We start from the raw sequence: 24,839 nt of genomic DNA, 5'->3' as shown, positions 1-24,839 counted from the left end.
GAGTGGTGCAGTGGCGAGCCTGAATTGCTGTAGTCATCGCTGTGGCCAGTCGTCTGGCAGTTCGTCAGCGTGGTTCTCAAGTAGTTCGAGCATCGGTTCTATTTCGTCGAATCGCTGGCCCCGTGATACTTCGTCGGCTGCCCGGTCCCAGTTGATGTATGCTAAACTGGCCAGACGGGGTAAGTCATCGTGGCGGAGTTCAGTTTCAGTACTCTGCGCCCCGACACTTCTGGGCAGAAAGTCGACGATCTGCCGTGGGCTACGCTGTTTCAGCATGAACAGAATCATTCGACGACGGCGGGTAAACAACGCCTCGAACACCCGGTCCATCCCTGGGTCCCATATCACGTCCGGGATAGAGGTTTCCATCCTGTAACAAGAGACATACTATTGATGATAAATGTCACGATACCACCGTTCCTTGCCGAATTGATCCTGAATCTTACAGGTATATCTGATTTGAGAGAGCGGTGCGATAGCCGCTATGCTGAGCTTCGTGCTACGGTTCGCTCGCCGCGTTCGACTCGACGCTCTCGCGCCGCTCGCCCGGGATGATTGCGGGGTCCTTCCACAGCAGCGTGACGAAGATCGCAGCGGCGAGCGCTTCGAGAGTCTTGATAGCTGATTCGGTCGGTTCAGTGTTGAAATGGTCTAGTATCAGCAAGGCGGTACTCCCGCCGTGGTGTCCGCCGCCACTGGACGACGGTGCAGAGAACCCCTCGACGAGGAAGGCACCGTGGCCGGTAGCGTGCCAGAACACCCAGCCGGCGATGGACGCGATCATGAGGAGCGTCCCGGCAATATAGGCGTTCCGCAGGCCGATGATACCCCGGGTGATGAGATACGGGCCGGCGAGCAACACCGCGGCGAAGGCGACGAACAGGAACGGGCGGGGGTCCGGTGGGAGCCCCCGTCCCAGGAGTCCGCTCATGGCTTGCGCGTAGATGATGCTGCGCGGGAGTCCCCACCAGAGGTGAAACGCCGCCGTCGCGAAGACGAGTGCAGCGGCAGTTCCACGGAGGAATTTGGTCGTCCGGCGGTCCATACTGAGAGTCGGAGTGTCAGCGCCAAGAGTGCGTCGAAGTGGCGAGTGACGGTAGGGCCGACGGTGGCGCAAGGGAAGTACCGGACTGGTAAAGGGCTACCTCCACGCGGGCGCGAGCGGCCCCGCAAGCGCCCGCACACCCGCGCTGTCGCCCGATTTCCCGAAAGCCTTTAGAACAGTTGACTCCGTAGCGACGAGTAATGACAGAGACAGGTGGTGTCTGATGCGGTTGATTATCACCGAGAAGGACAACGCCGCCCGCCGCATCGCGGAGATCCTCTCCGAGGGGAGCGCCTCCGCGAGCCGGCAAAACGGCGTCAACGTCTATCGGTGGGGGAACACGCGCGTCGTCGGCCTCTCCGGCCACGTCGTCGGCGTCGACTTCCCCGAGGAGTACAACGACTGGCGTGACGTGGAGCCGGTCGAGCTCATCGACGCCGACGTGACAAAGGAACCGACTCAGGAGAACATCGTCACGACGCTGAAGCAACTGGCACGGGAAGCTGACGAGGCCACCATTGCGACAGACTACGACCGCGAAGGAGAGCTCATCGGCAAGGAGGCCTACGAGCTCATCCGCGAGGAGACCGACGCGCCCGTCGACCGCGTCCGCTTCTCCTCGATCACCGAGCGGGAGGTCCGGGACGCCTTCGCCAACCCCGACGATATCGACTTCGACCTGGCGGCCGCCGGCGAGGCCCGGCAGATCATCGATCTCGTATGGGGGGCCGCACTTACCCGCTTCCTCTCGCTGTCGGCCCGACAGTTGGGTGACGACTTCATTTCCGTGGGCCGGGTCCAGTCGCCGACGCTGAAGCTCATCGTCGACCGCGAACGGGAGATACAGGCCTTCGACCCCGAGGACTACTGGGAGATTTTCGCTGACCTCCAGAAGAACGGCTCGGGCTTCGAGGCCCAGTATTTCTACGACGACGACGGCAAGGAGGCCGAGCGGGTCTGGGTCGAAGACGACGCCGACGAGGCCTACGCCGACCTGACGAGCGTCGATGCAGCGACGGTGACGAGCGTCCGCCGCCGGACCCGCACCGACAGCCCGCCGACGCCGTTCAACACCACCGCCTTTATCTCCGCTGCGAGTTCGCTGGGCTACTCCGCCCAGCAGGCGATGTCAATCGCCGAGGAACTGTACACCACCGGTTACATCACCTACCCGCGGACGGACAACACCGTCTACCCGGACGACCTCGAAGAAGACGCCTTGCTCGATGAGTTCGTGGGAGCCGGACATTTCGGCGAGGACGCCGAAAAGCTACTGGAGCAAGACGACATCACCGCCACCGAAGGCGACGAGGAGACGACTGACCACCCGCCCATTCACCCGACTGGCGAGATTCCGCCGAAGGCAGACCTCTCGGACGACGAGTGGGAGATCTACGAACTGGTCGTCCGGCGCTTCTTCGCGACGGTCGCCGAGGCCGCGACGTGGGAACACCTCCGCGTCGTCGCCGACGCCGGCGGCCGCTCGCTGAAGGCCAACGGCAAGCGCCTGGTCGAACCGGGCTACCACGAGGTGTACCCCTACTCCAGCGCCAGCGAGAACCACGTCCCCGACGTGGAGGAAGGCGAGGAACTGGCCATCTCCGAGGTGCGGATGGAGGACAAACAGACCCAGCCACCACGTCGCTACGGCCAGTCCCGGCTCATCCAGACGATGGAGGACAAAGGCCTGGGGACGAAGTCGACCCGACACAACTCCATCGAGAAGCTGTACGACCGCGGCTACATCGAGGGCGACCCGCCCCGGCCGACGACGCTGGCGATGGCCGTCGTCGAGGCCGCCGAGGAGTTCGCTGACCACGTCGTCAGCGACGAGATGACCGCCCAGTTAGAGGCTGACATGACCGCCATCGCCAACGGCGAGGCGACGCTCGACGACGTGGCCGACGAGTCCCGCGAGATGCTCAAGCGGGTGTTCGATGAACTGCGCGATTCCCGCGAGGAAATCGGCGAGCACCTCCAGGAGTCACTGAAAGCCGACAAGACGCTCGGCCCCTGTCCGAAGTGCGGCGAGGACATGTTGGTCCGGCGCTCGCGCCAGGGGTCGTACTTCGTCGGCTGCGACGGCTTCCCCGAGTGTCGCAACACGCTCCCGCTGACCTCGACGGGCGAGCCGCAAGTGCTCGAAGAGCACTGCGAGGAACACGATATGCACCACGTCAAAATGCTCGCCGGCCGGGACACGTTCGTCCACGGCTGCCCCCGCTGTGAGGCCGAGAAGGCCGATGAAAGCGAGGACGAGGTCATCGGGCCGTGTCCTGAATGCGGCTCCGAACACGACGGTGAATTGGCCATCAAACACCTCCGCTCGGGCTCCCGGCTCGTCGGCTGTACGCGCTACCCCGACTGTGACTACTCGCTGCCATTGCCCCGCAACGGCGACATCTCGGTGACCGAGGCGTTCTGTGAGGAGCACGACCTGCCGGAGCTGGTCATCGACGCCGACAGCGACGACCCCTGGGAGCTGGGTTGTCCCATCTGCAACTACGAGGAGTACCAAGCCCGCACCGCCGTCGAGGACTTGGAGGACCTGAGCGGCATCGGCTCGGCGACCGCGGAGAAGCTCGGCGACGCCGGCGTCGACTCGCTGGCGGCGCTCCGTGAGGCCGACCCCGACAGCGTCGCCACAGAAGTCCAGGGCGTCAGCGCCACGCAGGTCCGGGACTGGCAGGACGAACTCGAAGCCTGACGCCGGCGGTACCATTAATCCGCTCGCGGGACTGGTGGCAGGTGTGCCATCTATACCCACGGAGTTCCACGACCTGTTCGAGAAGGCGACGTTCGCGCACGTGACGACGATGACGCCGGACGGGGAGCCACACGCCACGCCGGTCTGGGTCGATTACGACAGCGACGACGACCGGCTGCTGATAAACACCGAGCGCGGCCGCCGGAAGGCGCGCAACGTCGAGTCCGACCCGACTGTCGCGGTGAGCATGACTGATCCGGAGAACCCGTATCGGTTCCTCTCCGTGACGGGCGAGGTCGAGGAAGTGACCACGGAGGGAGCGCGTGAACACATCGACACGCTGGCACAGCGATACATGGGCGAAGACGAGTATCCGAACCCGATTCAGACCGAGCGCGTCATCCTCCGAATCAGGGCCGATGAGGTCCTGACCGGCGGCTGAGCAGTCTTCCGCTGTCAGTCGGAGACGAACGTCACGCCGTCACAGACCGGACACTCGACGGCCTCGGCGTTGTCGGCCGTCACCCTGTTGACGGGGCCGTAGACGATGGCGTGCGTTAGTGGCTCGGGTATCTGGCGCTCACAGAGCGGACATTCGACGACGCCCGCTCGCAGTCGGTCCCGGTCGATGCTGTTGCCGTCGGTCACAGCTGGAGGTGGGATGTCGAACTCGGACCGTCGTCGTCGTCGATGCCGCCCTCGTGGGCGAACGTATAGTCGTCGTCCGTGAGGAACACGTCGCCGTGGGTCTCCGAAATTTCGACGCCGGGGAGCGTCGTCCCCGCGGCGTCGCCGTTGTCGCAGCCGCCGTCGCAAGCATCGAACAGCGAACCGTGCCGGGGGCAGATGAGCTGGTCGTCCCGCATCGGGACGCCCCGTCCGGTGTCGAACCGCTGTGCTTCGTGGGTACATCGGTTCACCCAGGCCTCGACGCCGTCGTCACACGGCACGAGAACGACCTCCTCCAGGTCGCCGTAGGCGTCTTCGGCGGTGAACAGCCACGACCCGTCCTCGTGTACCGTCTCGACTGTCGTAAGTCGCTGCACGACTGGCGCGTTAGGCTGCCGCCGGTATCAGCGTTACCGTAGTGCGGGAACTGTACGCGTCACTCGCCGGTCTCCGCGGCGATGAGACGCACCAATGCGGTAACGAACACCTCGAACAGTCGCCAAACCAGGACACAACTGACCACGAGAACGGCAAGGACGATAGCAACGAGCCAGAGAAAGAGACCGAACTGCAACTCGGTGAGCAGTCCTGCCGCCAGTCCGACGACGAACCCACCGACGAAAAGGCCGCCAGCGCCCTGGAGACAGCGGCGTTGCCAGCGGTCAAACGCCAGCGCATCCTCAGCCCCCAACAGCGATGGCAAGGCGAGACCCAGTCCGGCACCGCCCAGCGCGAGGACGAACAGGACGCTGCCGAACAGATATGAGAGCCCGCGGACGAAGCCGTTGCCGGACGGTGACGCTGTCGGCATCGTCGAAAACGAGTACAGCACTGCCACCGTCACGACAGCGCCCGTGAGAACGAGCGCAGCTCGGATAGCAGCGACGACGTACCGGCGCTTGTCCGCGGTCATTGTCTGACGATTGTAACATAGCCATCATAAATCTTCGGAGATATACGTATGGCACCGACGCCACTCGGTCGCTATCTGGCTGTTCGGGTGGGCTGTCAGCGTGCCTCACTGTGATGGGTGTATCCGAAGCGGTTATACGGCCACGCGCAAGTCTGGCAGGTATGAGCGACTGGGCGGACTGGGACCACATCGTGAAGATAGACCCCGACAAGACGCTGGTCGACGGAGAGACGTTCGAAGACGTCGCGGCGACGGGGACCGACGCCATCGAAGTCGGCGGGACCACCGGAATGACAGAGGAGAAGATGAAGCGGGTCGTCGACGCCTGCGGGAAACACGACATCCCCGTGTATATCGAGCCATCCAATCCCGCGTCTGTCGTCCACAGCGACCGGCACGACGGCTACCTCATCCCGGTCGTGATGAACGCCGGCGACGTGGCCTGGATCACCGGTGCGCACAAGGAGTGGATACGCATTGACGACGATATCGACTGGTCGCGGACCTTCACTGAGGCCTACATCGTCATGAACCCGGAGGCGTCGGTTGCGTCATACACGCAGGCGAACTGCGACCTCGACGCGGCCGACGTGGCCGCGTACGCCGAAGCCGCAGAGCACCTCCTCGGGCAAGAGATCATCTACGTGGAGTACTCGGGGATGCTTGGCGACACCGATATCGTCGCCGCCGCCGCGGACATCCTCGACGACGCCACGCTGTTTTACGGCGGTGGCATCCACGACTACGAGTCCGCCCGCACCATGGCACAGCACGCCGATACCATCGTCGTCGGCGACCTCGTTCACGATGAAGGCGTCGATGCGGTGCAGGAAACGGTGAAAGGCGCGAAGGACGCGACGGCGACAGTCCGGTAGCTAGAACGCCAGCCGTTCGAGCAGTCGACCGACGACGCCGCCGGGGTGGCGTTTCGTATCCACTTCCATCGACGCGTGATCGCTGTCCTGAATTGCTGACTGCGCGGTTCCGCCGTCGTTTGACGCGCGGGCTGAAAGCCCACCGTTGTTCGCGTGTACGAGCAGCGTTCTGTCACTGTCAGCCGCGTCTATCGCCGCTGAAAGGTCGCCTCGGTCGACGAAGCTTCGCTCCGTCGGCACATCACAGAGGTCCAGCAGGTCGTCGTGGTACGCTTCGAGTTGCTGGCGCTCCTCCGCCGACTGGCGCTCGTCGAGCGGGTAGAGGAACCGGAGGTCGGCCCCGGTCTCCGTCGCAACGGCGTTGCCGACCCGGACTTTCAACGGATCGTACGGGCCGCGGGTCGTGACGAGCGTGACAGTCTCCAGCGCTTCGAGGGGCTGTGCGTCCACGGCGATGGTGTCACAGTCGGTCTGCTTGCGGATGCGGTCGATACTGTCGCCCAGCAGCGAATCCTCGAACGACGCGCCACGTTCCACCAGAAGCACGTCGACATCCCGCTCGTTGACGGCATTGGCGACAGCCCGCTCGGGGTGGTGGCTGACGAGTTCGCCGTACTCGACAGGAACATCGAGGGTAGCCGCCAGCGTATCGGTCCGACACTCGAATTTGAGGTCGCCCGGGGACTGCACGTCGGAGGCGTAATCGAGTGGCTGCTGGTCGGGCACTTCGTCGAACTGGACGACGGAGAGACCGCTGCCGTCGGGCGAGAGCGCGGCCCCGACTTCAAGCAGTGTCGCTTCGCTCTGCCGCGAAGCGCCCTCGGGGAGTGCGACAAGCACGGAGGTCTCCGCCGCCTCGTCGAGCGTCTCTTCCGTCCGGTCGAGCGCGCGGTCGCCGATGCTCCGGCGGACGGACTCCTTGATCGCGCCCTCTCTGGTGACTCGCGGTCGGACGTAGCCCAGATACCAGACGACACTGCCGACGACAATGCCGACGGCCCCGACAATCGCGATGAGACCCATCTGCGTCAGCAGGGCGAACCCGGTCAGGGTGCCGAATATCGGCGTCCACGGATACAGCGGGACCTCGAAGGAGGGGTCGTAGTCGGGTGCGTCGCTTTCACGGAAGCCGATGAGCGCGACGTTGATGAGCGCGAATACGAGGATCTTGAACGCGCTCGCGAGCTTCGCGATCTCCAGAATCGGAACGAAGAGGATGAGGAGCAACATCACGCCGCCAGTCAGCGTGATCGCGGTCACCGGCGTGCCAAAGCGGTCGCTGACTGTGCTGAACAGACCGGGCGCGAGGCCGTCGCGGCTCATGGCGAACGGGTAGCGCGATGAGGAGAGGATGCCGGCGTTGGCCGTACTGACCAGCGCCAGAATCGCCGCGAGGACGACGGCCGCGACGCCGGCGGTACCCAACGTTGCTTCGGCCGCGTCCGCGATGGGCGTCGTGCTCCCGGCGAGCTGGTCAAGTGGGATGACGCCGACGACGACGGCAACGACGAGCACGTACAGCAGCGTGGTGAAGCCGAGGGAGCCGAGCATCCCCAGCGGGATAACGCGGTCCGGGTCTTCGACCTCCTCGGCGATGGAGGCGATCTTTGTCACGCCAGCGAAGGAGACGAACACGAGGCCGGTCGCGGCGAAGATCCCTTCGACGCCGTAGTCCCACATCCCGCCGTACGTCGCGGTGTTGACTGCCGGGCCGCCGCCGGCGACGAACCAGCCGATCGCCACGAGCATCACCGCGACGATACCGATCTGGAGTCGGCCGGTCTGTTCCGCCCCGAGGATGTTGACAAGGACGAGAACGACGGCGAGCGTGATCGCGACCGGACGGATCGGCAGGTCGAACAGAAGGACGAGGTACGGCACGCCGCCGACGAGCGCGAGCGCGCCCTTGAACGAGAGGGAGAACCACGTTCCGAGTCCCGAAACTGTGCCCAGCAGCGGCCCCATCGACCGCTCGATGTAGACGTAGGTGCCGCCGGCCTCGGGCATGGCCGTCGCCATCTCGGCCTTGCTGAGTGCGGCGGGAAGCACGAGCACGCCTGCGAGCAGGTAGGCGGCAATGATGCCGGCCCCGGCGTCTTTCACCGCCAGTGCCGGCAAAATGAAGATGCCACTGCCGACCATTGCACCGATTGATATCGCTACCACTGACAGCAGTCCGAGGTCGCGTTCCAGATCCTTGGCCATGATTACGCGGTTTCGTGCGTCTGGAGCGTTGTTTCCACAGTGCGTTCCAGTTCGGTTGCTAGGATCTGCGAGCCACAGACCACCTCAGAGCCGACCGACTCGAACGCCGGTCGATGCTGCGGGTCGTTGAGCACGACGACCACGGTTTCGACATCGAACTGCGTCCGAAGCAGTTGTGTCACGAGGAACGCCCCGCGGTCTGTCTGCATCGAGACCAGTGCGATATCGGTCGTTTGGGCCCCAGCGTCCCGGAGAACAGCACACTCCCGCTCGTCACCGACTACCACGCGGGTGTCGTCGGGCGTTTGCCCGGCAACACCGTCGTGGTCGGTGACGAGACAGGCATCGGTGCCTCGATCTAACGCCGTTACTACCTCAGACCCGACGTGGCGGTCGCTGATGACCAGCACCGACGGGGGGTCGATGTCGTCGTCCACTCGTTCGCGGAGTCCTGTAAGCGAGATCATTGGTTTCGTAGAGGCCGGAGCTACCCGACCAATACGCACACATAGTTTCCGACACCCGATAAATATCTAGGTTCGTATTCCGATTCCGGATATATTTATGTATATAATCAATTACCGGAAAACACATCACTTAGTGTCCGGATCGGGGTCGTCGTGCCCGAACTGGTGGAACGGCCGGGTGTACTCGTTCCGGATAAGGTCCTCGTCGACGACCTCCAACCCGATGTCGTTGAGATCTCTGCCGATGCGGCTCAGGTCGTTTCCGTCGGTTCCGACCACCTCGACGTGGACGTTGTCGGCCCCAGTCATGACCTCTCGGATGGCGACGACGCCGGACACATCGAGTGCCCGCTGTGCGACCTCCTCGCGCTCGTGGATCGGTGCCGTACAGACGATGAGCGTGTGGAGTTGATACCCCGCGGCCTCGTAATCGACATCGACATCGTAGCCGGCGATGACGCCGGCATCTTCGAGCTTCGTGATGCGGTTCCGAACGGTTCGTGCGGAGACGTCAAGCGATTCGGCTATCTCACTCGCTGACGTGTGTCTCGCGTCCTGCTGGAGCGCGTAGATGATGTTCCGGTCCAGGTCGTCGATAGGGTACTCCGCGTCGGCCATATCGGCTGTTTTGACGGCTACCAGTACAAAGGTTCAGGATATTGGACCGGACGCTGTGGTACCGTCTGACTGTTCTCGACACTCATCTGTGCCTCGCCAGTAGCACAGGGGACTACGCGGGTTCGAGGCACAGACGCCGCTGTGTCTCAGGGAAGCACCGACTGTTCGGTGAGTGTCACGGTTACTGACGGGTGATATGCGACCCAGTCTGCGTTCTCGCCTGTGCGGTAGGAGAGCGGAACTTCGTCAAAGTAGCCCTGCAGCGTGTACGTGCCGGCCCTTGGAATCCGCCGCCCGATAAGTTCGTACTGCCGCTGAATAGATTCACCAGCTGCCAGCGTTCCGGTGAGTGGGGCATTATCTTTACTCGCCCCGTTTGGCCGTACCTCGACAGTATTTGACTGCTCATACTCGTCAGTCACCAGTAGGGTGCCGGCGGTCTCTGACTCGTCTGCTGGAACCAGTCCTAACACCCCGAGCGGCCAGACGCCGGTGTTCTTGATGATAACGTCCTGTGTTCCAGTGTTTCGGAGCGTTATATTCAGCCGTCCGGGACTTTCGATCACTACATTTCGGTCAACTGTCGCCACGTCAAGCGCGAGCGGGTGCGAATCATCGTCGGTTTCCACGCTGGAAATAGTGTACTCGGGATCGCCCAGACAGCCGGCAAGTCCGGACAGCGCAGCCGTCGACACGGCCAGATACTGGCGGCGATTCATGTGTCCATCTCTCCGGCGTGTGCGGAGCCGTCAGTCAGTCTCATGAAGATATCCTCGACTGTCGCGTCAGACGAAAGGTCACAGGTGTCACGGAGCGCCGGCAGGGTTCCTTCCACAATGAGATCCCCCTCATAGAGAATCCCGACGCGGTCACAGACCAGATCGACCTGCCCGAGGACGTGACTGGAGAAGAACACCGTCGCACCGCGTTCGGACTCAGCTTCGACAACATCTCGCACCAGCGCGACGCCGTGGGGGTCAAGCCCGGTGAACGGCTCGTCGAGAATCAGGAGATCCGGCTCCCCGACGAGGCTCATCGCGAGTGCCAGCCGCTGTTCCATCCCCTGTGAGAACTCACCAGCGGGTCTTTCGATAGCGTCGGCCAGTCCGACGTGCTCAAGCAGTGCCCGTGGATCGTCGTCCGCACGCTTCGTATCAATCACCAGTTCGAGATGCCGCCGCGCGGACAGCGACTCGTAGGTCTCGAAGCGGTCGGGACAAATACCAACGCGCTGATGACAGGCGACGACATCGTTCCACGGGTCGTAGCCGAGAACGCGCGCTGTCCCCGAGGTTGGTTTGATGTAGTCCATCAGCAGATTGATTGTGGTCGACTTGCCGGCACCGTTCGGGCCGAGGAAGCCGTACACCTCGCCCTGTGCAACAGTCATGTTCAGCGCATCAAGCGCGACAACCTCGCCGTACTGTTTCGAAAGGCCATCAGTCTCGATTGCCGGTGACGTCATGCGAGGTCACCCCGGTTGAATCGATAGCTGGCCAGTGCCAGCGGGATGACTCCCCAGAGAAGCAATACGACGAGAGCGATCGATTCGTGGAGATAGGCTGGGACTGGCTGTCCACTGAAGGCCGCGTCAACGACGTACTCGTTGGTAGAGATGCCAGGATATAGGACCTCAATCACGGACGTGTACTGGCCACCGGAGTTCCCGACGCCGAGTATCCAGTTCGTAATAGTTCGGTACGCTCGGCCCGGTGAAATCCGAAGGATAGCGAACAACAGGCCGTCGGCCGGCGGTTCGAACGGATTGACTGGGTTGCCGGTCACAGCCGAGTAGAGACGGACACCAACGATTTTCCACCCCAGTGTCAGCAGCAGAAAGAAACCGCCGAAGAGCACGGCAGTTACGCGGACCGTGCTGGTCGTCACCGCCGATGCCGCTGTTGCGACCGACACGAGCACAGCGATGTACAGCACCGTCACCAGAAACACGCCGATGAAACGTACCGGTGAGAACAGCCCGAACTTGACACCGCCAATCACGCCGAGAACAACTGTTGCGAGGGCAAACGGAAGCACAGCGCCGACGCTCCGACCGAGGACTTTGCCGATGAGGATATCAGTCCGCGTGAGGGGCAGGCCAAGCAGGAATTTCAGACTGCCCGATGTCCGTTCCTGGATAATCGACCGATACGTCAGTAACAGCACACAGAGCGGGAGGAGGGTCGACCCGGCTACCTGAATGAACCCGACCGTGACGTCCGGGCCGAGGATATCCCAACTGATGTAAGTAGGACCATACCCCCAGACGACGAGCAGGGGTGCAAGTATCCAGGTGCCTTTCGATCTGAGTAACGTGGTTGCCTCTTTCCGTGCAACGGGAAACCATCGGGGGAGGGCCATGTGGTCGGGTTTGAAAGTATATCATATAAAACACACTATCAACTTTTTGTATGTTTAGACGAAAACGAGCTATCGCTTCGGTTGGACCTGAACGGTACTGGTGTCCTTTTTAAGACCAACCGTGTTCTGCGAGTGCCCTGCCCTCGCCTCGAAAGACTGTTCTTAAGTTACGGCCACAAGAACGAACAGCCATGGAAAACCGAACCTACACGACGGACGCAACGCCCGGTGACACGGTCACCGTCGCCGGCTGGGTCCACGAGATCCGAGACCTCGGTGGTATTGCCTTCCTTATTCTTCGGGACACCACCGGAAAGATACAGGTGAAGTTCGAGAAGGACGAGATGGACGACGACCTCGTGGAAACGGGGCTGAACGTCCAGCGCGAGTCGGTCATCTCGGTGACCGGTGACGTCGAAGAGGAGCCACGCGCGCCGACCGGTGTCGAAGTCACGCCGGAGTCCGTCGACGTGATTTCGGAGGCCGACCCCGAACTGCCGCTCGACCCGTCGGGCAAGGTCGACGCCGAACTCCCGACCCGCCTCGACAACCGAACGCTCGACCTCCGTAAAGACGAGGTGAAGGCCATCTTCGAGATCCGCGCTGAGGTCCTCCGGTCGGTCCGCGAGGCGTTCCGCGATATCAACTGTACGGAGATCAACACGCCGAAAATCGTCGCCACGGGGACCGAGGGCGGTACCGAACTGTTCCCGATCACGTACTTCGGACAGGAAGCGTTCATGAACCAGAGCCCGCAGCTGTTCAAACAGCTGATGGTCGGCTCCGGCCTCGAACGCGTCTTCGAAATCGGTCCGATCTTCCGCGCCGAGGAGCACAACACGCCGCGGCACCTCAACGAGGCGACCTCCATCGACTTCGAGTCGGCGTTCTACGACCACACCGAGGCGATGGACGCCTGCGAGCACGTCGTCCAGTCCGCCTACGAGGGCGTCGCCGAGAACTGCGGGGACCAGCTCGAAGCGCTCGGTCTCGAAGACGAGTTCGCGGCTCCTGAGGGCGACTTCCCGCGGCTCACCTACGAGGAAGCGCTCGACAAGATCAACGCCACCGGCGAACTCGACGAGCCGCTGGTCTGGGGCGACGACCTCTCGACGGAAGCCGAGCACGTTCTCGGTCAGGAGGTCGGCGAACACTACTTCATCACGGACTGGCCCAGCGAGATCAAGCCGTTCTACATCAAGGACCACGACGACGACGAAGAGGTCTCGACCGGCTTCGACATGATGCACCCGTCGATGGAACTAGTCTCTGGCGGCCAGCGTGAGCACCGCTTCGACCACCTCGTCGAAGGATTCGAACAGCAAGGGCTGGACCCGGAAGCCTTCGAGTACTACACCAAGATGTTCAAGTACGGTATGCCGCCACACGCCGGCTGGGGCCTCGGCGGCGAGCGCCTCATCATGACGATGCTCGGGCTGGAGAACATCCGGGAAGCGGTGCTGTTCCCGCGAGACCGACAGCGTCTGTCGCCGTAGGCGACGACGCGACTGCCAAGCGGGAGCTTGTCACGAGCGAAGCGAAGTGACAGTGTTCCCNGTCTGTCGCCGTAGGCGACGACGCGACTGCCAAGCGGGAGCTTGTCACGAGCGAAGCGAAGTGACAGTGTTCCCGCGAGACCGACAGCGCCTCTCTCCGTAGAAAGCGAGGTTTTGACCGCAGGGAAAAACCTCGGTAACGCGAGCGGGGAGGAACGACCCGCGAGCGTGCTGTCTCGCAGCGGTTCAGCTTCTCCGAGCTTGGAATGTCAGAGGTAGACAGGCAGGACTACACACCAAACCGATACGAAGACAGAACTCCGACCTGTCCCCAACTAGGCGTTCGACGCCGCCTGTTTCAGAATTTGTGGGGCGACCACAACTTCGAGGACAGCGATACCGAGTGCAACATACCGTACTGTTCCCTCAAGGAAGAGGAACGCGACAGCTGCGACGACTGTGGCGCTGACCAGTGGGATACCGTAGCGAAGGGCTGGGTTTTCGAATGGGGAGGGCATACAGACTAGTCATTTTGGCGACATAGCTTATTTTTTCTGCATCTGCTACTGTGTGGCCAGGGATAGAGAACGGCCAGAATACGGTCAGGGATACGCAAGCAGGGCGAATACTGCTCTCGTCTCAATACGCGACTCAGTCGTCCGCGGGCGCAGCGCCGCTGGAGCCGATGCCCATCCCGGACCCCGAGACAGCGCCTTCGTTGGCGGCAACCCAGCGCAGGAGCAGGAACGCGAAGACGTACTTCGCGAGGATGTCCAGCCCGGAGTAGCCCCACGAGGTGACGCCGACGCTCAGAAGAGCAACGCCCTCGGAACCCAGCGCCCACAGAATCGGGTAGCCGAGCCACAGCACCACGGTGAGGATCTTGAGCGTCCCGAATATCTCGCTCGTCCCGGCAGCCTCTGCGTCGGCCGGCCACTGGACGAGCAGGACGTACAGCACTGCGAGGAAGAACGCACAGCTGATGCCGTAAAACACCCAGCGCAGCAGGTGCGAGGAGGTGATCAGCGCGGCGGCGAGGCCGGTCACACACATTCCGATGTCCATCGTGATGGCGGTGAACAGCGACGCGATGTCGGTGTCAGCCAGCAAGCCCAGTGCCAGGAGAATCATCGGTGTCGAGAACGTCCACGTCAGGTAGCGGCCCCACGGCGACAGGACTTCCTGCCCGGCGAGAGCGTGACCCGGCGGCATCTGCAGAAACCCGACCGTCAGCCCGGAGGCCAGGCCGGCGTAGCTGGAAATCGAGACCAGCGGAACCAGCATCGTCGCAACCCAGATGAGTTTCGCACGCGGCGACTCGATGTCACGACCCATCGCGATGAACAGGAGGATGACGACGCCCGCCAGCGCGATGTTCACCCAGAGTGATGAGTTCAGGAGGAAATTCGACTGTATCTCCTGAAGTACGTCTGACTGTGTCGCCTGAAGCACTGTCGTTGCAGTGGTACTGGCAGCTGTCATGTACACTAACTACGAAGAGAGCACTTAAAGACGCGTAGCCAAACGGTATCGGTATCCGCTGTTAGATTCGGGTTTCGGAAGGGCAGGGTCAGTCCCGGTCACGTGGGTGGAACCACCGCGCTAAACAGTCTCAGACAGGCCTGCCTGCTCGTGTCCAGCGACGGACGGCTCACTCCGGGAACAATTCTTCTTCGCGCTCGATGCCCTCGATGCGTGCAATTTCGTCGTCGGTCAGTTCCAAGTCGATAGCGGTGAGGTTTGCTTCGAGATGGGATCGGGAGGATGCCTTCGGAATCGTGACGACGTTTTCGTAGCTGGTCACCCAAGCGATGCTGACAGCGGCCGGTGACGTGTTGTGCTGGTCAGCGATGTCGACAATGGTCGCTTCCTCGAACACGCGACCGCCGGCCAGCGGTGCATAGGCGACCAGCGGGTAGCCGTGTTTTCGGGCGTCGGCGAGCAGCGATTCGCGCCAGAACAGCGGATGGAATTCGACCTGATGTGCAGCGATCCCGTCGAGGTAGTCGCGCGCGACAGCCAACTGGTCCGGGTCGAAGTTCGAGAGCCCAACGTGCTCGGTCAGTCCCGCCTCGCACACGGCCTCGACGGCGGGCAGCGTCGTTTCTGGGTCGTAGTCGCCACGCGGACGGTGGACGTACAGTAGGTCGACGGCATCGAGGCCGAGTCGGTCGAGGCTCGCTTCTGTCGCCGGGCGGACGGCGGTCGCCCCGAGTGCGTCGATCCAGAGCTTCGTCGCGACAGTCAGGTCGGCCCGGTCGGTTTCGGCGGTGGCGATACCCGCACCGACAGTGCGCTCGTTTTCGTAGATCTGAGCGGTGTCGAGATGGCGGTAGCCACAGTCGATGGCCGTCCGAACGACAGCTTCGTCTTCGATACCCATCGTGCCGAGCCCGACTGGTGGGAGGTCCATGCTCCAGCGTTTGGACCCCCGTTAAAAAGGAGTAGCGCCTCCGCCGGCCCGCATCCCCCCAGATGCGGCCCGCCGAGCAGTTAGAAGTCGGTCTGCTGCGTGACAGCCGCCGCGTGGTCAGCCCACTTTTCGACGGTGGGTGACCCCCAGTACTTCACTGCGCCGCTTCGCTCGTCGTAGTCGATGAGCCCGATCCGATGGAGCACCGGCAGATGCTCCTCTTCGAGCTGTGTTCGGATAGTCGAGGGTGACGTATCTGTTGTATCGACCATACTCGTCTCTCCGTGCTCCGATATTGCCGAGGCGAGCGCCGCGACGTCAGCGGCCGTCTGGTCACTGCTCGCGAAGTAACGACAGACGGCACGGCGCCGCCAATCAGACAAAACCTCGAATACGTCGTCTACATCCGCCGTAGACAGCGTTCTTTCCGACGGCGTCATCCCACACCATTGGTCACTCTGAGATCCTCCATTCCTTTGGTTACTCATTTACGCGGGTTAAATTAATAGCCTTCAATGTTATTAGCTCTGTACCTAGATAACTAGGCACCTAGTGAATGCGCCGACAATAAGTGTCAACACCCTCAGCATAGCTTATCACTGCAGATCCAACACAGCATCGATGAGATTCCGCTGTGCTCGCCGGAGATGCTGATGGAGCGTCGGTGACGCGATATCGAGCCTCTCTGCCAGTTGCTCGGCGTTCGTATCCCGGGGCCAAGCGTAGTAGCCCGCCAAGAAGGCCGTACGGAGGACTTCTTCCTGGCGATCAGTCAGGTGGTTGCATGGGTCCGTTTGGGCGTCAAGTATGTTGTCTGTCTGATCGCACTCCCGTTTTGCCGTCAGCGTGCTGTTAGGCATCCGATCAGAGACAGCGTCCCGTATCGCCCGGGAGTCGGCATCCGGCGGGGCCTCAACAGTAATAGAGAGCGTCCCGTCGTCGGCAACCACGGTCCGACAGCGAGCACCGACATCGAGAAGCAGCGATTGGACGGTTTCTGTAACCTGTAGCTCGATAACGCCGCTGGAATCGTCTGCACGGACGACCCGCGAACCGAGAATATCCGTCTGCGAACAGAGATGTGCAGAGACTGCATCGGGCGGCCCTTCGTCGACGGAGACATAGAGGAGATGCGTCGGCTCGGTATCGACAAATTCGATGACCTCGATCCGGCATCCGTACGCATTCGCTGCCGAGACAAGGGGTATGTCGGAGCAATCTGATTCGAATGTCAGTTCGAGTGCGGTATCGTCAGACAGGAGTTGCCTGTTCTGGACCGCGGCGAGCGTGTACCCGACCATCTTACCGAGGACAGCGAAACTATCAGCTATTCGACCGCCGAACGCCGCTGGCTGGTCGGCGTACACGCAGAGAACGCCGTGGACAGTGTTCCCTTGAACCAGTGGAATCGCTGCGGCGGACTTGAACCCCTGTTTGCGAGCAGCGGCCCCACACTGCTTGAATTCGGCCGGGTTGCCGCAGTCCTGTATCGTCTGGACCGCACCTGTCGCGAGGGCTGTTTCACACAGCACTTGGCCGTTCCCGTCACTAACGATGAGTTCGTCGAGAACGGCATCATTGTCGCCGGCTACCGTTTTCGGCACGAGTCTATTGTCCGCGCCGGCTCGCTCACCGATCCACGCTAGCTCACAGAGGTTTGATTCGACAATGCGTTTACACACTGTCTCTGCAGTCTCGTGGCGAGTCGCGGCACCGCCCAGAGCGTGAATGAGGTCCTGTATGACCATATTGACCCCGTTGAGTGTCGCCAGTTCGTCGCGCTGCCGTTCGATTGCATTCTGGCGTTTCCGCTCTTCGGTGATGTCCTGATGGATCCCGACAGCCCTGATCGCTTCGCCATCGTCGTTCCACTCGAACACCTTGCCGATGTCCCGGATCCACCGCCAGTCCCCGTCTTTCGTCCGCATCCGGAATTCGCTGTGGTACGTCTCGATCTCCCCGGATTGCAGTTCTTCCAGCGCCTGTTCCGCTCGGTCGAGGTCGTCGGGATGGACGAGGTCGGCCCACGTCTCGTAGTCTGGCTCCAGTTCGTCCGTAGTGTAACCGAGCATGCCAGTCCAGCGCTCGTCGAAGGTGACGTCGTTGGTTTTGGGGTTCCAGTCCCAGACGCCGAGTTCCGCACCTTCGAGCGCTAAATTCAACCGCTCAGTCATCTCCTGATACTCCCGCTCGCGGTTACAGCGCTCCGTGATGTCTCGAGCGACACCGGTCAACCCACTGTAGTTGCCGTCTTCGTCGTGAACCAACGTATAGTTGATCGACACCTCCCGTTCGGTACCGTCTTTCCGACAGAACGTCAGATCGGCAGACATACTCTCCTTCTCAGGCGTTTCGAGCAGCGTTTCCACAGTCGCCTGCCCCTTCGAGAGTTCACCGGGAGCAAGCACTGTCGAGGCGTGTTCGCCGCACAGCTCGTCCGGCTCGTACCCGAGATTCGCCGCAAACGACTCGTTACAGAAGTCGATGACGCCACGTTCGTCGAGTGTGTAAAGGCCGTCCTGTGCCTGCTCGACGAGAAGTTCCAACAGCGCCATGTGGGCATCACGTCGGACAGTTTCGGTGATGTCTCGCAGTAGGACGAGCGTGAGTCCCCCCGCGGCATCCGGTAGCTCGTGCCCGCGTCGAAGGAGGTACTGGTCATGGTCGCTACCCGAAACCCGGATGGCAACCGGTTCAGTCGGCGAGTTCCGGAGCCGCTGTAACTGCCGATGGCCGCTGGGCGTGTCGGGAAGTGCCGCCATCATGGCGTCGTAGAAGTCCTCGACCTGGCGGGTATCGTCGAGGCGGTCAACGAACGCCGACACCGAGTCGTTCGACCAGTGTACCGTTCCGTCATCTGCCAGCAGGACAGCGATTTCGTTCGCTTCAGCGCGCGATTCGATTCCGGACAGCGCATCTCGGAGCGCGGATTCAGTCCGGTCTGCCGACGCCGACACGACGCTAACGACCTTCTCCGCCAGAAACGTTAGCTGTCCGTCCCCCTGTTTCTTGACGACTGTCTCCGCGTCGTCGAAGACGGTCGCAACGCTGTCCGCCGCAGTGGCGTCAGTGTAGAGGACGACAGGATAGCGGTCGTTCGACACCAGCGAGTCCGGGATATCACCCAGCCCAGTCGGGTCGAGGACGAGACAGGAGACATCCGTCGACGCGGCGGCTTCCAAGGCGGCATCTGTCGTTGCCACGCTCGTCACTGTTATGTCAGCATGGTGGTCCGCCAGCCCCTCGTGTATCTGCTCTCGTGCCATCGGGTCGGAATCGAGATACACGACTTCGATTTCTCGGCTGGCAGCGCCGGTCTGTCTCGCTCCCGCAAACGCGATGTTATCGAGGTCGTTTCCAATCATCACCCTGGTATGCTGTTCAATCACTTTACTGAGGCATAATAACTGTTCGGCGGCGACGGCGATAACTGGACAACGCAATCACGCACTCAACGGCCACAGTGGCTCCATGTTGAGGATAGTACACGACACCTGTCGTAATCTATCGGGTAGAAAACACTCGGATCGATGACGCACTGTGTTCAGCCACATCCTCGCTAGCTATCATCTCGTCCAATATCCGGTGAAACGCCCGGCGTCAGTCGACAACGAACAACCGCTCCCGGAGGGTTTCGGCGACATCGGTGAGATGGGCCTGTCCGAACGCCGCAACCAGAAGGGCCCCGAGCGAATTGAACATCGTATCCCGGACCGTGTCGTCGAGGCCGTGTTGTGCCAGCGGCATCGTGACACCCGTTTCGGTGGCGACGATATCGAGCGCGAACTCGAACAGTTCCCAGATTACCCCGAAGGAGAGCACGACGACGAAGATGTACACGAAAAAGACGCGCCGGGGGATGTGAATCGAATCGTTGTGGAGGTCGATAGTCCGGGCTGTCGTGTACCCGAACGCAGCGATGAGTGAGGCTGACATCGCGTGGGTGAGGTGGTCCCACCAGCCGATCTGTCCGTAGAGCCCGGCTGAACCGAGCGTATGCAGAAACACCGCGGTAGTGATCCAGAGGGCGAGCCACGGGTCCAGGGCCAGATTGTAGTTTCGCCGCATCACCGCGGGGAGGAACGTGACGAGCAGGCCGATACCACCGTTCGTAATCGGTTTGGGCTGGCCGGCGATGATGCCGTAGCCGACCAGCCCGAGCAAGACGAGTTGCATCGCGCGGGTGATCCGCCGCTGGTTCCGCATCGACGGCCGTGGCAGCCTCATCGTCTCACCGTCCGTCGGATGGCGCGCCAGAGACGGCGGTCACGCCGTCTGAAGTAGCCATCGAACAATACACCCGCGGCGAGTCCAGCGAGTGTGACGTACAGCCACTCGGTCATCAGCGCCTCGTTGGTCGTGAGGTACGTCGTCCCGAGAAACCGGTCAGCGTTCCACCGGAACACGGTCCAAGCCGCCACAGCGGCGAGCGTCGTCAAAACGACGAGGCCAATAGCGAACCAGTGCGTGAGCGTAAGCTCGGTGAACATGTGAAGCTCAACGATTACCAGCAAGGCCAGCGCGGCGAGTGAGAGGTAACTGGCGAACGTTCCGACGGTGCCGCCGACAAGCCCACGGGCCAAGACCGGGAGCAGTGCGAGAACAAGCAGCTCCCAGGGGAGCATCACGCGCCACTCGCGGAAGGCCACCGGCGGCACGAGGACGACAAACCCGACGATACCAACGAACAGAATCCACTGGTAGTCGGCTCCGAGGACGCTTTCGACGAACACGGCCGTGAGAATCGCGACGAGCATCCACGCGATGAGTGCGTTTGTTCGCCCGTCGCGGAAGAGCCTCTCGAACGTGTCGTCGAGGTCGATGTTCCCGAGATTACCCCCGGAACAGCCGGAACCATCGCTCATTGCACCGAACTGTGGTACGACAGCGAATAAACCCAGCGACGTGTTTATACCGCCGACGAGCCCTTATACAGGTATATGATGCTGCCGACGCACGCGATAGCGGGGCTCGCTATTGCGACACCGCTGCTCGTCCTTGCGCCAGACCACGCTTCGGTCGCGCTCGCGGGCGGCCTCGTCGGTGGTGTCCTGCCCGACCTCGACCTGTACTCGGGCCATCGGCGCACCCTGCATTACCCCAGCGGATACACGCTCGCGGCGCTCCCGAGTGCCGGTTTCGCCGCTATCTTCCAGACACCGCTGCTCATTGCGCTCACCTTCGTTCTGATTGGCGCTGCCCTCCACTGCCGGATGGACCGGTACGGCGGCGGCCTCGAACTCCGCCCGTGGGAGGCCACGTCCGAGCGTGGCGTGTACGACCACGTCCGCGGCCGATGGCGGTCGCCGAAGCGATGGATACTGTACGACGGTTCGCCCGCGGACGTGGGGCTGATGGTATTCGTCGGCGCGCCGCTGTTCGTCGTTCTAGATGGGCCGTTCCGGTGGGTCGTCGCCGCGGCTCTCCTCACCGGCGCGACCTACGGACTCCTGCGTCGTCGACTGGCAGCCCTAGCACCGGTCGTGTTCGGCAATGTCCCTGACTCGATTGCGGCCCACGTCCCGGACCGCTACCGGCAGTAACACTCCGCTGTCGCATCGCTTTCGGTCATTTCTGTGCCGCTTTCGTTACTTCTGTCCCGCCAGAGCGTCCTCGGCAACGCCACGCAGCGTCATCCACGTGTTGATACCCGCCCGCAGTGCAACGAGGTCAGTCGCCTCGACCGTGAGTTCGACTTGCCGTCCGTCCCGGCTGAGCCGCGCTGTCGTTCGGTCGCCCTCGATATCATCGATTTCGGGACGGATGCTCCGCTCGATGGCGCGAGCCAGGTCGGTGCTGGCATACTCGGCGGTGAGGTAGGTCTGATGTGGCGCGGTCATACTGTTCGGGATGGGTATCGCGTCGGCCGCGGGACTGCCCGAAAAAACCGCTCGCAACGTGGCGCAGTCGGCCATCGACTGTCAGCCGCGTCCCGACTGCCTCAGTTGACGTTGATCTCTTTGACGTCGGGCGACCGCTCCTTCAGCAGAACGCGGTGTCCGCAGTACGGACAGCGAACGCCGCCGTACTCGTCCAGCGTCACGTCGCGCTTACAGCGTGAACACTTGTAGCTCATAGCTGAGAGATAGGGATGGAGGTCCTTTACTCCTCGTCTTCGGACAGTGCGGCCCGAATGGAGCGTCGAACAGTCTTGCCGCCGGGCGTCTCCGGCTTGTAGCTGCCGCCGGTGAACTTGTAGTCACAGTAGCTGCACTGCCAGATGCCCGTCCCCTGACGGTCGACGCGGTCTTCGCCGCAGTTCGGACAGGCGTGGTCCTCGTTCATCTCCGATTCGATCTCCGCAACGCGGCGTCGGGACACGCGACCGTAGCGAGCGCCGAAACGGCCCGAGCTGCCGGTCTTTCCGCTCTTGCTAGCCATAGTGGTCTGTTGTCCGCCGAGCGGCCACATAAGGCCTTCGAGATTCGGTTCCCGGAGACCCCACAGCGACACAACTCAAGAGGGAGGCGGGCAAACCATCGCTCGATGGGAGCGTTCGATGGCCTTCGCAATCGCCTCCAGCGGGTCGCACCGGCCACGAGCGGGCGGCTTACCGCCTCGGAGTTCCTCCTCTCGGGCGCGGCGGCCGGACTGGTCGGCTGGGGCGGCACACAGGTGGTTGCGTGGTCGAGCCGTGCTGACGGTGCGCTGCTCGCCACGGCTCTGTGGGTCGTCCTGATGGGCGGCTTCATCGGCCTGACGGTTCTGCACGCACCCGACTCGGTTCGCTTCTCCGATGCGATGCTCGCCTGGGGGGCGGTCAACACCACTGCGATGGCGTTAACTGTCGTTGGCCTCCTCGGTGTCATCCCCGAGCAACTGGCGTTCTGGCACGCGTGGGTGGCATCGACAACCGTCGGCTACTGCTGGACCGGTGGCGTTCTCGAAGGGGCTGGCCAGCCCGCTCGCGGGCGCGGCTATCTTGGTGCGGGCGTTGTCGGCCTCTGTCTACTGACCGCCGGGGCCGTCGAGTTTCCACTGATCGCCCCGGCTGGCTATCTGGCGCTCGCCGCGCTCCATGCGCTCCCGATGGTCCTTGACGTTCGAACAGCGTTACCGGCTGTTCACCGGACTGGTGTCGTCGGTGTCGTGGTGGCCGCCGTGCTCGTTGCCGGCGTTATAACTGCCTGACGCTGGGACCGACCAATTCTTAGTTTAACGCCATCAGGTCATTGTATGGATATTTCGCACCAAGACGTGTTCTGGGGGCTTGCAGCGCTGTTTCTGTTATTCAGTGGCGGCTGGTTCTTCTTCTCTAATCGGTTGCTGCTCGCCGCTTCGATGGTGTTGAACGGTTTCATCGCGGTCGTCGCCTGGTGGTATACGCGGGGCCAGCCAGTACAAGTCTGAGCCGCCAGGACCGAGACATAGCGGCCGAGCCACTGGCCGGCTACTCCTGCAGTTCGGCTTCCTTGAGTGCCTCGTTCAGGTCAGCCCGGACGTGTTCGCCGAGTTCGCGGTCGCCGGCCGTCGTGACGACGCGGTTCTCCTGCACGCTGGAGCCGTCGCGGATGAGCACCCGGACGTTGCCGTTGGCGTCGGCGCGGGTCGCCTTCGCCCGGACGCCCGTCGGCGAACTTTCGCCGCCAGCGTCGATGGGGCCGGGGATGACCTTCTTGACGTGGGGGTGGCCGGCGACGGTCTGGATGACGCGCTGGCCCGACCGGCCGCCGATGAGCGTCGAGTGGCTCCCGCCGAGTTTCTCCGCCGGCGCGGCGTCGACCACCTCTAAGGCGGGCTCGCCCTGACGGTCGATGACCCGCTGGACGGGGTCGTCGCCCTCGACGCGGAAGAACTCGTAGTGCAGTTGCGGGCGGACGGCGGCGATGACATCGCGGTCGCCAGTGACGTACACCTCTTCGGGCCGTTTGCGTCGGACCTCGTCTGCGACGAGGCCGGCGAAGTTCCGGAGTTCGACAACGACCCTTTCGTCACTCCCATCGCCCTCCGGTGTTGTCGTCACCGTCCGCTGGCCGACGACCGATCCGTCCAGCAGCGAGGTCACCGTCGCCCGCCCACGGTCGAGTTCGAGGACGACGGCGTCCGTATTGGCAGTGTGACAGACCAGGCAGTAGTCGCCCGGTCGGTCAAGCGGCGTGGCACACTGCCGACAGTCCATAGCTGAGGCTACGGGCCCGCGCTGATAAGCAAGACGGTTCCCGCCTCACGCAGCGACACGCTCAGGCGTCGTCCTCGATGGTCGCACCGGGGGGATAGATGGCACAGACAGCAGCGTCGTAGCCGGCGTCGGAGAGCCCGGTTCCGAGCGCGAATACCGTCTCACCGAGCATCGCCATCGCAGCGTCCCCGCCGGCTTCGGCCACGTCGTCGATGACCGCCTTGACTTCCGGCGTCAGCAGGTCCGCCTCGCGGGAGAACTGCCGGGCGGCCTGCATGAACGTGGAGAGTTTCGGCACCTTGACGACGGTAGAGAGCGCGCGTTCGCCGGCGGCCGTCAGCGCCTCTGTCTCGCCGCCGACCACGTCCGCCGTCGATAGTTCACCGAGCGTGACGTACTCGATGCGGCTGCGGGCCGGGATGGCGTCGAGGTAGTTGAACTGCGGCCCGCCGGGTTCGAGTCGAAGCGGAACACCACCGCGGGCCTGCGCGACGACATCCCCGAGGCCCGAACCAGCCTGAACTTCCGCGCCGTGGGCGATGGTCACCAGTTCGTTGTACGAGAGTCCATGGCCGAAGACGGCGTTAGCCGCCAACGCAGTGCCCAGCGCCAGTCCGCCGGAGACGCCGAACCCCGACCCGAGCGGGAGCGGCGTTTCGGCGGTGACAGTCGCCGTGGTTCGCAGCGCGTCGAGCACTCGATCGACGGCCTCGACCTCGATTTCCTCATCGTTCAGCGTTATCTCCGTCTCCGCGCCGCGGCTGACGGTGACAGAAACACCGTCAGACAGCGCCAGCCCACCCCCGCGAGAGCCGGTCTCGATGGGGTCATCACCCCGGTCAACGGTGAAAAAACCCGTGATGTGCCCGGGAACGAACGCGTGTGCTTCGTCGCTCATTGCCTCTCCGTGGGACCCGGTGGCGTTAAGAATTGGTGGTCGCCCGCTCCGGC

Annotated in this window: 30 protein-coding genes; 7 read left to right on the top strand and 23 right to left on the bottom strand. The window is 62.7% G+C overall.

What is annotated here, in order from left to right; genetic code table 11:
* Nucleotides 1-33 precede the first annotated feature (33 nt).
* Nucleotides 34-330 (bottom strand): hypothetical protein, encoded by a 297-nt coding sequence (locus C444_RS05610; protein WP_004591513.1) that lies wholly within the window; start codon nt 328-330, stop codon nt 34-36.
* A 169-nt stretch (nt 331-499) separates the two neighbouring features.
* Nucleotides 500-1,045 (bottom strand): hypothetical protein, encoded by a 546-nt coding sequence (locus C444_RS05605; protein ID WP_004591512.1) that lies wholly within the window; start codon nt 1,043-1,045, stop codon nt 500-502.
* A 223-nt stretch (nt 1,046-1,268) separates the two neighbouring features.
* On the opposite strand from C444_RS05605, the gene C444_RS05600 reads away from it, so the two are divergent.
* Both C444_RS05600 and C444_RS05595 read left to right on the top strand, forming a co-directional pair.
* The gene (locus C444_RS05600) at nt 1,269-3,752 is read left to right on the top strand and encodes a DNA topoisomerase I (protein WP_004591511.1); all 2,484 of its coding nucleotides are present in this window, start codon (nt 1,269-1,271) and stop codon (nt 3,750-3,752) included.
* Nucleotides 3,753-3,795: 43 nt separating this feature from the next.
* Nucleotides 3,796-4,194, top strand: a complete 399-nt coding sequence (locus tag C444_RS05595; RefSeq protein ID WP_004591510.1) for a PPOX class F420-dependent oxidoreductase — start codon at nt 3,796-3,798, stop codon at nt 4,192-4,194.
* A gap of 14 nt (nt 4,195-4,208) precedes the next feature.
* Here the strand turns inward: C444_RS05595 and C444_RS05590 are convergent, their stop codons facing one another.
* The 3 genes from C444_RS05590 to C444_RS05580 are packed head-to-tail and all read right to left on the bottom strand — an operon-like array spanning nt 4,209 to nt 5,334.
* Complete coding sequence (locus C444_RS05590; protein WP_004591509.1) at nt 4,209-4,400, bottom strand: hypothetical protein; 192 nt, start codon at nt 4,398-4,400, stop codon at nt 4,209-4,211.
* Nucleotides 4,397-4,798 carry a Rieske (2Fe-2S) protein gene (locus tag C444_RS05585; RefSeq protein ID WP_004591508.1) on the bottom strand — a complete coding sequence of 134 codons (402 nt, stop codon included), beginning with the start codon at nt 4,796-4,798 and terminating at the stop codon, nt 4,397-4,399. The genes C444_RS05590 and C444_RS05585 overlap by 4 nt, the downstream gene beginning before the upstream one ends.
* 59 nt (nt 4,799-4,857) lie before the next feature.
* The gene (locus tag C444_RS05580; RefSeq protein ID WP_049909156.1) at nt 4,858-5,334 is read right to left on the bottom strand and encodes a hypothetical protein; all 477 of its coding nucleotides are present in this window, start codon (nt 5,332-5,334) and stop codon (nt 4,858-4,860) included.
* Between the two features lie 161 nt (nt 5,335-5,495).
* Between C444_RS05580 and C444_RS05575 the strand changes: the two genes are divergently transcribed.
* Nucleotides 5,496-6,209, top strand: coding sequence for a phosphoglycerol geranylgeranyltransferase (locus C444_RS05575; protein WP_004591506.1), 714 nt, complete (start codon nt 5,496-5,498; stop codon nt 6,207-6,209).
* Here C444_RS05575 and C444_RS05570 read toward each other — a convergent pair whose 3' ends face one another.
* The 6 genes from C444_RS05570 to C444_RS05545 form a co-directional block, all read right to left on the bottom strand.
* Complete coding sequence (locus C444_RS05570) at nt 6,210-8,414, bottom strand: APC family permease (RefSeq protein WP_004591505.1); 2,205 nt, start codon at nt 8,412-8,414, stop codon at nt 6,210-6,212.
* Between the two features lie 2 nt (nt 8,415-8,416).
* Nucleotides 8,417-8,881, bottom strand: a complete 465-nt coding sequence (locus C444_RS05565) for an NAD-binding protein (RefSeq protein WP_004591504.1) — start codon at nt 8,879-8,881, stop codon at nt 8,417-8,419.
* A gap of 126 nt (nt 8,882-9,007) precedes the next feature.
* The gene (locus C444_RS05560; protein ID WP_004591503.1) at nt 9,008-9,499 is read right to left on the bottom strand and encodes an Lrp/AsnC family transcriptional regulator; all 492 of its coding nucleotides are present in this window, start codon (nt 9,497-9,499) and stop codon (nt 9,008-9,010) included.
* A gap of 146 nt (nt 9,500-9,645) precedes the next feature.
* Nucleotides 9,646-10,218 carry a hypothetical protein gene (locus C444_RS05555; protein ID WP_004591502.1) on the bottom strand — a complete coding sequence of 191 codons (573 nt, stop codon included), beginning with the start codon at nt 10,216-10,218 and terminating at the stop codon, nt 9,646-9,648.
* On the bottom strand, nt 10,215-10,964 hold the full coding sequence (locus C444_RS05550; protein ID WP_004591501.1) for an ABC transporter ATP-binding protein: 750 nt from the start codon (nt 10,962-10,964) through the stop codon (nt 10,215-10,217). Before C444_RS05550 ends, C444_RS05555 begins: the two co-directional genes overlap by 4 nt.
* A complete protein-coding gene (locus C444_RS05545; protein WP_004591500.1) occupies nt 10,961-11,860 on the bottom strand; it encodes an ABC transporter permease in 900 nt (299 codons plus the stop codon). The genes C444_RS05550 and C444_RS05545 overlap by 4 nt, the downstream gene beginning before the upstream one ends.
* A 191-nt stretch (nt 11,861-12,051) precedes the next feature.
* On the opposite strand from C444_RS05545, the gene aspS reads away from it, so the two are divergent.
* Nucleotides 12,052-13,356 (top strand): aspartate--tRNA(Asn) ligase, encoded by a 1,305-nt coding sequence (gene aspS / locus C444_RS05540; protein ID WP_004591499.1) that lies wholly within the window; start codon nt 12,052-12,054, stop codon nt 13,354-13,356.
* 335 nt (nt 13,357-13,691) lie between these two features.
* On the opposite strand, the gene C444_RS05535 is transcribed toward aspS, so the two are convergent.
* From C444_RS05535 to C444_RS05505, 7 genes are all read right to left on the bottom strand, one after another.
* The gene (locus tag C444_RS05535) at nt 13,692-13,874 is read right to left on the bottom strand and encodes a hypothetical protein (RefSeq protein WP_004591498.1); all 183 of its coding nucleotides are present in this window, start codon (nt 13,872-13,874) and stop codon (nt 13,692-13,694) included.
* Nucleotides 13,875-14,007: 133 nt separating this feature from the next.
* Nucleotides 14,008-14,838, bottom strand: a complete 831-nt coding sequence (gene hop, locus C444_RS05530; RefSeq protein ID WP_004591497.1) for a halorhodopsin — start codon at nt 14,836-14,838, stop codon at nt 14,008-14,010.
* 169 nt (nt 14,839-15,007) lie between these two features.
* Nucleotides 15,008-15,769, bottom strand: coding sequence for an aldo/keto reductase (locus tag C444_RS05525; RefSeq protein WP_004591496.1), 762 nt, complete (start codon nt 15,767-15,769; stop codon nt 15,008-15,010).
* Nucleotides 15,770-15,849: 80 nt separating this feature from the next.
* Nucleotides 15,850-16,209: a DUF7344 domain-containing protein gene (locus C444_RS23225; RefSeq protein WP_004591495.1), complete on the bottom strand. Its 360-nt coding sequence runs from the start codon at nt 16,207-16,209 to the stop codon at nt 15,850-15,852.
* 156 nt (nt 16,210-16,365) lie between these two features.
* Entirely contained in the window at nt 16,366-19,134 is a 2,769-nt protein-coding gene (locus C444_RS05515; protein ID WP_004591494.1) for a PAS domain S-box protein, read from the bottom strand.
* A 235-nt stretch (nt 19,135-19,369) separates the two neighbouring features.
* Entirely contained in the window at nt 19,370-19,975 is a 606-nt protein-coding gene (locus C444_RS05510; protein WP_004591493.1) for a hypothetical protein, read from the bottom strand.
* A 17-nt stretch (nt 19,976-19,992) separates the two neighbouring features.
* Nucleotides 19,993-20,634 (bottom strand): hypothetical protein, encoded by a 642-nt coding sequence (locus tag C444_RS05505; protein ID WP_004591492.1) that lies wholly within the window; start codon nt 20,632-20,634, stop codon nt 19,993-19,995.
* 75 nt (nt 20,635-20,709) lie between these two features.
* Between C444_RS05505 and C444_RS05500 the strand changes: the two genes are divergently transcribed.
* The gene (locus C444_RS05500; RefSeq protein ID WP_004591491.1) at nt 20,710-21,312 is read left to right on the top strand and encodes a metal-dependent hydrolase; all 603 of its coding nucleotides are present in this window, start codon (nt 20,710-20,712) and stop codon (nt 21,310-21,312) included.
* Between the two features lie 45 nt (nt 21,313-21,357).
* Here C444_RS05500 and C444_RS05495 read toward each other — a convergent pair whose 3' ends face one another.
* The 3 genes from C444_RS05495 to C444_RS05485 all read right to left on the bottom strand — a co-directional run bounded on the left by C444_RS05495 (nt 21,358) and on the right by C444_RS05485 (nt 22,180).
* Nucleotides 21,358-21,609 carry a KEOPS complex subunit Pcc1 gene (locus tag C444_RS05495; protein ID WP_049909228.1) on the bottom strand — a complete coding sequence of 84 codons (252 nt, stop codon included), beginning with the start codon at nt 21,607-21,609 and terminating at the stop codon, nt 21,358-21,360.
* Between the two features lie 101 nt (nt 21,610-21,710).
* Nucleotides 21,711-21,845 carry a DNA-directed RNA polymerase subunit P gene (locus C444_RS05490; RefSeq protein ID WP_004517024.1) on the bottom strand — a complete coding sequence of 45 codons (135 nt, stop codon included), beginning with the start codon at nt 21,843-21,845 and terminating at the stop codon, nt 21,711-21,713.
* 26 nt (nt 21,846-21,871) lie between these two features.
* The gene (locus tag C444_RS05485; protein ID WP_004591489.1) at nt 21,872-22,180 is read right to left on the bottom strand and encodes a 50S ribosomal protein L37ae; all 309 of its coding nucleotides are present in this window, start codon (nt 22,178-22,180) and stop codon (nt 21,872-21,874) included.
* A gap of 75 nt (nt 22,181-22,255) precedes the next feature.
* Between C444_RS05485 and C444_RS05480 the strand changes: the two genes are divergently transcribed.
* Together C444_RS05480 and C444_RS21985 are read left to right on the top strand one after the other, a co-directional pair.
* Nucleotides 22,256-22,900 (top strand): hypothetical protein, encoded by a 645-nt coding sequence (locus C444_RS05480; RefSeq protein WP_004591488.1) that lies wholly within the window; start codon nt 22,256-22,258, stop codon nt 22,898-22,900.
* 45 nt (nt 22,901-22,945) lie between these two features.
* Nucleotides 22,946-23,119, top strand: coding sequence for a hypothetical protein (locus C444_RS21985; RefSeq protein WP_161607592.1), 174 nt, complete (start codon nt 22,946-22,948; stop codon nt 23,117-23,119).
* 40 nt (nt 23,120-23,159) lie between these two features.
* Here C444_RS21985 and C444_RS05475 read toward each other — a convergent pair whose 3' ends face one another.
* Nucleotides 23,160-23,888 (bottom strand): DUF2103 domain-containing protein, encoded by a 729-nt coding sequence (locus C444_RS05475; RefSeq protein WP_004591487.1) that lies wholly within the window; start codon nt 23,886-23,888, stop codon nt 23,160-23,162.
* A gap of 61 nt (nt 23,889-23,949) precedes the next feature.
* On the bottom strand, nt 23,950-24,786 hold the full coding sequence (locus tag C444_RS05470) for a pantoate kinase (RefSeq protein WP_004591486.1): 837 nt from the start codon (nt 24,784-24,786) through the stop codon (nt 23,950-23,952).
* Nucleotides 24,787-24,839: the final 53 nt, after the last annotated feature.

The sequence above is a fragment of the Haloarcula japonica DSM 6131 genome, from assembly GCF_000336635.1.
In the GTDB taxonomy this organism is placed as follows: Archaea; Halobacteriota; Halobacteria; order Halobacteriales; family Haloarculaceae; genus Haloarcula; species Haloarcula japonica.
The sequence above is the reverse complement of the archived record's forward strand: the minus strand, read 5'-3'. Positions and strand labels throughout refer to the sequence as shown.